11 protein-coding genes are annotated in these 9448 nt (G+C 43.7%); 4 read left to right on the top strand and 7 right to left on the bottom strand.

The features are described from left to right. Positions 1-222: 222 nt before the first annotated feature. Complete coding sequence (locus tag P9687_RS08950) at positions 223-1680, top strand: glutamate synthase subunit beta (RefSeq protein ID WP_328228558.1); 1458 nt, start codon at positions 223-225, stop codon at positions 1678-1680. 131 nt (positions 1681-1811) lie between these two features. Here P9687_RS08950 and P9687_RS08955 read toward each other — a convergent pair whose 3' ends face one another. The 5 genes from P9687_RS08955 to P9687_RS08975 all read right to left on the bottom strand — a co-directional run bounded on the left by P9687_RS08955 (position 1812) and on the right by P9687_RS08975 (position 5202). After that, complete coding sequence (locus tag P9687_RS08955) at positions 1812-2120, bottom strand: YfzA family protein (protein WP_035190004.1); 309 nt, start codon at positions 2118-2120, stop codon at positions 1812-1814. Positions 2121-2154: 34 nt separating this feature from the next. Continuing rightward, complete coding sequence (locus P9687_RS08960; protein ID WP_104851550.1) at positions 2155-2793, bottom strand: ABC-2 transporter permease; 639 nt, start codon at positions 2791-2793, stop codon at positions 2155-2157. Continuing rightward, positions 2771-3646 carry an ABC transporter ATP-binding protein gene (locus P9687_RS08965; protein WP_035190007.1) on the bottom strand — a complete coding sequence of 292 codons (876 nt, stop codon included), beginning with the start codon at positions 3644-3646 and terminating at the stop codon, positions 2771-2773. The genes P9687_RS08960 and P9687_RS08965 overlap by 23 nt, the downstream gene beginning before the upstream one ends. Positions 3647-3976: 330 nt before the next feature. After that, the gene (locus P9687_RS08970) at positions 3977-4135 is read right to left on the bottom strand and encodes a small, acid-soluble spore protein K (RefSeq protein WP_014097362.1); all 159 of its coding nucleotides are present in this window, start codon (positions 4133-4135) and stop codon (positions 3977-3979) included. Positions 4136-4221: 86 nt separating this feature from the next. After that, on the bottom strand, positions 4222-5202 hold the full coding sequence (locus tag P9687_RS08975) for a metal-dependent hydrolase (RefSeq protein ID WP_014097361.1): 981 nt from the start codon (positions 5200-5202) through the stop codon (positions 4222-4224). Between the two features lie 178 nt (positions 5203-5380). Here P9687_RS08975 and mutY point away from each other — a divergent pair, with 178 nt between their 5' ends. Then, positions 5381-6499 (top strand): A/G-specific adenine glycosylase, encoded by a 1119-nt coding sequence (mutY, locus tag P9687_RS08980; protein WP_328228557.1) that lies wholly within the window; start codon positions 5381-5383, stop codon positions 6497-6499. A 1048-nt stretch (positions 6500-7547) separates the two neighbouring features. Here mutY and P9687_RS08985 read toward each other — a convergent pair. Beyond that, positions 7548-7865, bottom strand: a complete 318-nt coding sequence (locus P9687_RS08985) for a YfhH family protein (protein ID WP_328220755.1) — start codon at positions 7863-7865, stop codon at positions 7548-7550. After that, entirely contained in the window at positions 7846-8661 is an 816-nt protein-coding gene (gene recX / locus P9687_RS08990; protein ID WP_014097358.1) for a recombination regulator RecX, read from the bottom strand. Before recX ends, P9687_RS08985 begins: the two co-directional genes overlap by 20 nt. An 86-nt stretch (positions 8662-8747) precedes the next feature. Between recX and P9687_RS08995 the strand changes: the two genes are divergently transcribed. Beyond that, positions 8748-8870, top strand: coding sequence for a YfhE family protein (locus P9687_RS08995; RefSeq protein WP_014097357.1), 123 nt, complete (start codon positions 8748-8750; stop codon positions 8868-8870). Between the two features lie 146 nt (positions 8871-9016). Then, positions 9017-9199, top strand: a complete 183-nt coding sequence (locus tag P9687_RS09000; protein WP_014097356.1) for a YfhD family protein — start codon at positions 9017-9019, stop codon at positions 9197-9199. Positions 9200-9448 lie beyond the last annotated feature (249 nt).

Consider the following 9448-nt stretch of genomic DNA (forward strand, 5'->3'; position numbering starts at 1 on the left):
ACGGAGACCTATCATGTCCCGGCAGCGGCCGGATAAGAAGCACAAAGATGGCTGCTTTTTAAGAAAAAGGCATCGCACGCAAATTTTCCGGAAGAAAGCCGGATTGTACTGCCCGGGCCATTTTCGTAATAGCAGGTTTTATCCAAAACAGAAAAAAGCTGAAATTGTACGGCATCTATATCCCTCCGGCAGCGGCCGGGTGATTTGTGAGGAGTGTGAGACATGCGCGGAACGACAGATTTTATTGAACAGAAACGCGAAAAACCGAAAGAACTGGATGCCGCAAAGCGGGTGGCTACTTGGAAAGAATATGTGCAGCCTTTCCCGGAAGAAAAATTGAGAACGCAGGCATCCCGCTGCATGGAGTGCGGCACCCCATTTTGCCAGATGGGGGAACTGATCGGCAGGCAAACGAGCGGCTGCCCTTTATATAATTTAATTCCGGAATGGAACACCCTTGCCGCCCAGGGAAAATGGGAAGAGGCCTACCAGCGTCTGCTTTTAACCAATAATTTCCCTGAATTTACATCACGCGCCTGCCCGGCTCCATGTGAAGGCTCGTGTACAGCCGGGCTGGTCAGTGAACCTGTCACCATTAAAAGCATTGAAAGAGCCATCATTGACCGTGCCTGGGAAGGAGGCTGGATCAAACCGAGAATCCCGCTGAAACGGAACGGTTTAAAAGCAGCCGTTGTCGGAAGCGGGCCAGCCGGATTGGCGGCAGCTGACGATTTAAACCAGGCAGGCTACGATGTTACCGTCTTTGAAAAAGAAGACCGTTTTGGCGGGCTGCTCATGTACGGCATTCCGAATATGAAAATTGAAAAACAGTATGTAGAGCGCAGAGTAGACCTGTTGCAGGCGGAAGGAATCACGTTTAAAGCCAATACAGAAATTGGTAAAGACATCACGCTTGATGAACTCGAGTCTACGTTTGACGCCGTCCTGCTTTGCATCGGCGCGGAAAAACAACGTGACATGGACATCCCGGGGCGCGATTTAAAAGGCATCTACCCGGCGATGGAATATTTGAAAGCCAATACGAAACACCTGCTTGACCATGGGGAAAACGGCGAACCGCAAATTTCAGCAAAAGGAAAAAAAGTGATTGTCATTGGCGGCGGCGATACCGGCGCGGACTGTGTGGCAACCGCGATCCGGCAAGGGTGCAAGAGCGTCGTACAGTTCGGAAAACACGGAGAACTGCCGAAAGAACGCCCGGAACACGAACCATGGCCTGTGAACCCTTCCCTGTTTACGTTAGATTATGCATATGAAGAATCATTTAAGGTGTTCGGGGAAGATCCGCGGCAATACTATATTCAAACCACCGCATTTCACGGCAATGAGAACGGCGAAGTAACAGGCCTCGTCACCGTGCCGTTTTCGGATCATCTGGGAGCGGAACAGCAAGTATGGGAAGCGGATCTTGTGCTCATCGCCATCGGATTCCAAGGTGTCGATGATTCCAAATCAGCCGGCATCGAACTTCAAAACGGGCTGATTCAAACCTTACCTGGAAGTTTCCGGACAAACCGGGAAGGCATTTTTGCCGCCGGCGATGCGAAACGCGGCGCAAGCCTGATTGTCTGGGCCATGCAGGAAGGCAAAAAAGCAGCAAAAGAAATAGACCTGTATCTCTCTCAAAAAGACAAAGCGGCCGGCCAGCCGTCTGCATAAAAAACGGCCCAAAGCTTTTTGAAAAAGCTTTGGGCTTTTTTTTGCGTTGCACGATGCCTTTATGGCTTGCGGTTCGTCCTTTTTTATCATGGTGAAGGTGGCACTTCATAAATCCGGTTTAATATGAACACTCATTGGGAGTAGCTGTGGCGCTTGGGCAACATTCTAATAAGACCATCTATGATTAAAATAGCCCCCCATATAACAAATATTAAGTTAAATTGCGGACTTTTATAAATTTGAAGCCAGTCATAAATCGGGCTTATTGCGGATACAGACCATTTTCCATAATCATTCAAGTTGAAAATATTTTTTGACGCGGAAACATTGTCAAAGATAAAGAAAACAAGCTGTGCAAGGACAAATATCAAAAGATGAATATACCAACCGTACCGTTTTTTGGCTGCGTTAGCATGCCCATTTTTAACTGCTTTCGCCATTCTGCTTTCCCCTCCTTCTTTCCCCTTTAAACTATCAAAATTCTTTTTTTCGGTAGATGATCACCGAGGTAGCGTATGAGAGAATGAATAAAAAAATGGATACCAATAAGAAACTTAAAGAAAAAATCTCCTCAGCTCCCTTCATTTCCCCTATAAACACTTTCATCAAAAAGGATATGAAAAAGAACATTACAAAGGCGAAACCTATACTCCCCATTGTAATCATATCTGATTTTTCTATTCCAAATATATATGTCAGTGGATATACTAAAGAGGCAGCACAAAACATCATTCCCATACCCCGTAATCCAATGTTAAAAAAATCATCCATAACGGTTGGTGAGATAAAAATACTTGCACAATAAAACAAAGCGAAAGTTAATAACAAACTCGTGAACACTAAAAGCAAGAATGTGATAAACTTACTTTGAATAATTTTGCTTTTTTTCAACGGAAGCGTGATTTCAAATTTATTCCAACCCGACATACTATCCTGTTTTAATACTTCAAATGCATTCATGGGTATAATTAAAAATGGTAATAATACAGCGATCTTCAACGCCGTGGGATTTCCACTTATAATAAGCGGAATGATAGCTGCTGTAGATATAAGCAATGAAAATTTAACACTTTTATCTATAGAATATAAATTATTTAAAATGAGTCCTTTCATAATTTTCTCCTTTCATTAATAATAAGGTAATATCATCAATGGAAAAATTCTTTTTATGAAATTTTGCAGGCAGCTCATTTTTATTTGAAACAAGCACATCCACATAATCTGTTTGGTTTTTATATGCAATAATGCCATTTAAACGCAAGTCATTTAACTCATGCTCTTTACATTGTATGATCGCATAGTTATTTAAAAGGTCATTCTTACTTGTTTTTAACACAATTTCACCTTTTTTTATGAAAACCAGGGTATCCGCAACCTTTTCAATATCACTGGTGATATGGGATGATAACAAAATAGCACCTTTCTGATCTCTTACAAATTTTAGCAGTGCTTCTAATACGTCTTCCCTTCCCACAGGATCTAGCCCTGATGTCGCTTCGTCTAATATTAACAATCTCGCACCATGTGAAAGAGCAACAGCGATCGAGAGCTTCATGGCCATTCCCCGAGAAAAACTATTTATTTTTTGCTTTTTAGGCAGCGAAAAAAGTTCAATATAATTAAAATATTCTTGGTTATCCCAATTATGATAAAGATAGCGAAATACTTTCGATAACTTTATCGCATCCAAATTACCGGAAAAATTCATGGCATCATACACTACGCCAATGTGATTGTTGATTTCTTTTTTGGCTTCAGCTATTCTCTCTCCAAAAATTTTTATGCTTCCGCTATCGATATGTAACGTTTGCAGGATTGCCCCCATTGTGGATGTTTTCCCCGCGCCATTTTCACCAATAAATCCTGTAATGGATCCATAGGGTACGGAGAAAGATATGTTCTTTAAAGCGAAGCGGGACTTGGAGAATGACTTGCACAACCCTTCAATTTCTAAAGCATATTCCAAAGTTACCCCTCCTCCAATCACAAAAAACGCGCTATTTTTTCCAATAATCATTATAGCAACAATTCTTCATATTTTCCAGCAAGCTTTCCATCATTATTTATTGATAATGCAAAAATTGAGATTATTGTGATGATCATCTATGTTGTAGCATACAGCGGAGGTAAAATGATGATGACCGCCTGTAACCGGCCAAAAAAATGAATAAATTTTCTTCCTCTGAGAGAACGATCTCTATCCGTACCATTACCTGCCTTGCTCTTAAAAGAAACCATTTTTATTCCTGCCGATGAAAATATAAGAGCTGCCGGTGTAATCCAGCAGCCCTTTCTGTTATGACTCGCCGCGGCGGCCGGATGCGTGCATGCGTTCTTGCGGGTGCGTGTTGGTTGTGCCGTCCGCGCGTTTCGAAGCATATTCAGCTTTTGCCCGCGGTTTGCCTTCATATACATTGTCATGATGGTACGGGAAACCTTTTTCTTTATTCCGCATGTTAACGCCCTCCTTAACAAAATAACCGGTGGGGAATGGCCCCCGCACCGGTTATTTTGCGCGTTTTCAGATGTAAAATCCGATCCTTATCTTGGTACAACATCAAGTTTTTTCTTTAGCTTTTTCTTATTAAAAATCCATCCGGTGTAAGAACCGGTTATTTCCAGATCTTCATTCAATTTCACAACAGCAACAAACGGATAATGCCCGTTTTTCCGGTAGCGGAGGTCGGTAAAACGGACCTCCCAGCCGTTATCAAGTTCTTTGACCTGCCAGTTATAGACAGGGGAAAAACTTAAGAAAGCTGACAAATTTTTATCCTGCTTTGCCGCTTCAATAATTTCATTTTCCGGTACCGGAAGCCGTTTGAATTTGTCCAGAATGGTGACCGCCGACTTAAATGCGGATGCAACATAGTAGGCATCTTTCGTTCTTACGGCAATCTTCCATTGGTGAAAACGGACAGTCGGGGAAATAATGATATTTTCCGCATCCGGAATCCTGGCCAGGACGGCTTTTTTTACATCGTGACGTGCCGCGAATCTGGCGATATAATATAAAAATATGAAGATGTACATGGCCAGGAAAGTTGGCCCCGGTTGTGCCCCGAACAGCCAGGCGGCAATGCCGATCACATGGATGGTGAAAATGAACGGGTCAAATGTATTGATCACGCCGAGCGCGACCCATTTATATGAGAACGGCCGCAATGCCTGTGTCCCGTACGCATTAAAGATATCGACGAACACATGCAAAAAAACAGCCAAAAAAGACCAAAGCCATAAATGAAGCGCATCCGTTCCAGGGAAAAAGATGCTGAGCACAGCTGTAATGGCAAGCGGCCACAGCAAGACGGCGGGAACAGAATGTGTAATGCCGCGGTGGTTGCGAATATAAACCGCATTATTTTTAAATTTAAGCAAAGTATCGATGTCTGGTGCCTGTGAACCTAAAACCGTGGCAATGAGAACGCTGTGAAAATGAACCGCATCTTGTGCGACCACAGGGTCCAACGTTGCCAAACCTCCAAGTGCAAATCCCATAACAACATGGGTTCCTGTATCCAATCTTATTCCTCCTAAAAATGGTTCTGGCTCCTTATTAAAGCGCTTATTTCTTTCATATGCCTTCATCATATGGTAAATTAAAAAGAATTGCAATAGACAGAAGCGGTCAATTCAGGATTTCCTGATTGTATTTTTCCCGTTTATAAAATGTATAGCAATCATTTGGGGGAGTTAAACATTGAAAAATTTGCCAATCGACGACTTTGATATAAAATCTTTTCAAGATGATCTGATTTCCTGGTTTGAAAGGGAACAGCGGAAACTTCCGTGGCGGGAGAACCGTGACCCGTATAAAATTTGGGTATCGGAAATCATGCTGCAACAGACAAGGGTGGACACCGTCATCCCCTATTTCCGGCGTTTTATGGAAAAATTCCCGACAATTGAAGCGCTGGCGGATGCCAGTGAAGATGAAGTGCTAAAAGCGTGGGAAGGACTCGGCTACTATTCGCGCGTCCGGAATTTGCACGCTGCTGTAAAAGAAGTGGAGGAACATTACGGCGGCACGGTTCCGGACACGCCGGAGGAGGTATCGAAGCTAAAAGGCGTAGGGCCATATACGGCCGGTGCGATTTTAAGCATTGCATACGGCCTGCCGGAACCGGCTGTGGACGGCAATGTGATGCGGGTGCTGGCAAGAATTTTATCCATATGGGAAGACATTGCAAAGCCTTCTGCAAGAAAGGTTTTTGAAGAAGTCGTCCGCAAGCTGATTTCCCGGGAGAATCCGTCTTTTTTTAATCAGGCTTTAATGGAACTCGGGGCGCTCGTTTGCACACCAAAATCGCCGTCATGCCTGCTTTGCCCGGTCCGGGAGCATTGCCGGGCGTTTAGAGAGGGAACCATTGATGAGCTGCCTGTGAAATCAAAAGGGAAAAAGCAGAAACAGATCCGGCTTCAGGCAGCCGTTTTGGAAGATGAAGACGGGCGCATTTTGATCCATAAGCGTCCGGATAAAGGGCTGCTTGCAAATATGTGGGAATTTGTACAAGTGGAAGAAAGCACCGTTTTGCCGGCAAGACAGGTGCTGAAGGACTATCTTGGAGATGTTTTTAAAATTGAAGCAGCGCTTGAAACCGAACATTTTACGGAAATACGCCATGTTTTCACCCATTTAATTTGGGATATCCGGGTATACCACGGGAAAATTTTAAATCAGGTACAGGAAACGAATGAATTAAAATGCGTGCCTCCTGATGAGATTGAAACGTTCGCATTTCCTGTCCCCCATCAAAAAATTTGGAAAGCCTTCCGGGAACAGGCAAAAAGTGAAAAGGTGAAGGACATTAAAGGATAGGCTTCGTTTCAAAATGTCTTTCATCACCAGGATGAAAGACAAAAAGGGGCGGACCGCGGGATGAAATGTCTTTCATAACTAGGATGAAGAACAAAAGGGAACGCACCCCAAGCTGAAATGTCTTTCATAAACAGGATGAAGGACAAAAGGAGACGCACCCCAAGCTGAAATGTCCTTCATAAACGGGATGAAAGACAAAAGGGAACGAACCGCGGGATGAAATGTCCTTCATAAACGGGATGAAGGACAAAAAGGGGCGAACTGCAAGCTGAAATGTCCTTCATAAACGGGATGAAAGACAAAAGGAGGCGATCCGCGGGATGAAATGTCCTTCATAACTGGGATGAAGGACAAAAGGGAACGAACCGCGGGATGAAATGTCCTTCATAAACGGGATGAAGGACAAAAAGGGGCGAACTGCAAGCTGAAATGTCTTTCATAAACAGGATGAAAGACAAAAGGAGGCGAATCCATTGTCTTTTTGAACCTCAGTAAAAGACATTTCAACATGGGACGGGCATGCTTTTGTCTTTTTGCGCCTTTGTAAAAGACATTTCAACCGGCAACGTGCCCTCTTTTGTCCTTTTAAACCTCTATAAAAGACATTTCGACCGGCATCGTGCACCCTTTTGTCCTTTTGAACCCTTGTAAAAGACATTTCAACCGGCAACGTGTCCCCTTTTGTCCTTTTGCGCCATTGTAAAAGACATTTCGACCGGCCACGTGTCCCCTTTTGTCCTTTTGCGCCCCTCTAAAAGACATTTCAACCAGCTTCGTGCACCCTTTTGTCCTTTTGAACCTCTATAAAAGACATTTCAACCGGCCACATGCCCCCTTTTGTCCTTTTGAACCCTTGTAAAAGACATTTCAACCGGCAACGTGTCCCCTTTTGTCCTTTTGCACCTTTGTAAAAGACATTTCAACCAGCATCGTGCACCACTTTTGTCCTTTTGAGCCCTATAAAAGACATTCCGACTGGCAACGTGCACCCCTTTTGAACCCCTATAAAAAACATGTCAACCCGCGACAAATCCGTCCTAACTTTCATTCAATCCACCTGTTTTAGCATCGAAATCGGGAGGGATTCGATCGGTTTGCCCCCGCTAACCCGGTAACCCCAGGCAAAGACGCCGTCAATATAATCAATTTTAAAATAGACGCCGGGGTCTCCTTCAATTTCATAAATTTCCCCTTTTTGAAAAGAAGCCGGGTCCAGCAAATACGACTTTGCCATCGCAATTTTCCGCTCAAGCACGGCAAACTCATTCACAATACCAAGTTGTTCGGCCTTGCGCGCTTTTTCCGTCAATTGTGCAATTTCCTGCTTTAACTCATACTCGCTCATTTCACTGTATCTTTTTTCCATCTCCATCCTCCTCTTCTCGCAAGTAGCGGTCTATTAAATCAACCGGGAACCCTTTCCGGTATAAAAACTGCTTCATTTTTTGCCTGTATGCATATCCCGAAAGTCTACCGTATTTGCGCTTTGCTTTTTCAGCGTGCTGAAGAAGGGCTTCCCACTCCGCTTCTTCATCCTTTTCAATATGAAGCGCCGCCATCGCAGCGGAAATCACTTCAGGTGGATAACCTTTTACGACAAGCCCCTGCTCCACTTTTTGCTTTAAAAGCTTCTCTGACAACCGGGCATGCTGCCTGGACAGTTTTTCCGCAAGGGCAAGGGCGTGTTCCACTTGCTGATCCGCATCAAAAATTTCAAGCGCCTTTTTCACAAGCTCTGGTGCAATGCCTTTTTGCTGGAGTTCCCTTCTAATGACAACAGGCCCTTTATGTGTTGTATTCATTTGTGTTCGTACAAAACTTGCGGCAAATTCCGCATCATCCAAATACTGCAATTCATAAAGCTTTGATATGACACTCCGGATGACTTCCGGCGCAAATTCCTTTTTTATCAAATCATCACGTACTTCTTTTTCCGACCGCATCCGGTAGGAAAGAAAATGGATAGCGGTGTTGACGCCTTTCCGGATATCATCTTCGGCAAGGATTGCTTCAATATCAAGCTCATCCAATTCTTTCCCCTTTAAAAGCTGGTACCGTGCCAGCACTTCTTCATCAACACTGAATCGGTACTGGCCGTCAAGAAAAATATTGTATCGTTCTTTATTATTTTTTTGAACTGAGATTTTTGTAATGACCGGCACATGCATACCTCCCTTGTCTATTTTACCATTGAAAGTGTAGAAAGCGGTATGACCGGGAACAATAATCCAAAAAGGAGGTTTTACGAATGCCGAAAGATAAAAAAGTTCAGACGAAAAGCACATTAAGAAGCATGCAGGAAGTGACTTACCAGCGTGAATTTAAAAAAGCCGACCGGGCCGGAGGATACACGGACAGCGGACGCAAATAAATACCTATTTAAGAAGAACTTACGCTAGTGGGAATGGCAATATCTGCATACTTTTGGCACAAATAATTACCTGTTTAAGAAAAACCTTTTACGTAAAAAGTAGTTTTGCGGGGGCAACCGCAAACTGCTTGAAAGGGGTTTTTTAAATGAGCCGCGGACATCAGCATAAAACACGCGATAAAAATAAAGCAACATTGCCGCAAGTACCGAAGAACATGAAAATAGACGGGAAAGACATTGAATATTCGAGGGAACTCGCAGATGGGGAAGATTTGGAAGCACAAGCCCGTTCCGACGCTGCGGCAAAAAGAGCGAAAAACAGTCGGTAAAATAAAACGGGAGGCCTTTCCATGAGGCTCCCGTTTTTTGTGGATGATGTGCATAAACCTTTCAATACCTTTATTCCCAATATGATTTGATGTGCATAAATTTGTGCACATTTTTTGTGTATAAAATGTGGATATTGTGGATAACCAGAAAAATCCCTTTTCTTTACCAGTTCAAGATGTGTATAACCCTGTGGAAACTCAACTGGAGCACGGACGACCGTGTGCGTAAACCGTTTCGGCGCGTGCGTA

It is taken from the genome of Weizmannia sp. CD-2023, from assembly GCF_036225245.1.
Taxonomy (GTDB): Bacteria; Bacillota; Bacilli; order Bacillales; family Bacillaceae_C; genus Weizmannia; species Weizmannia faecalis.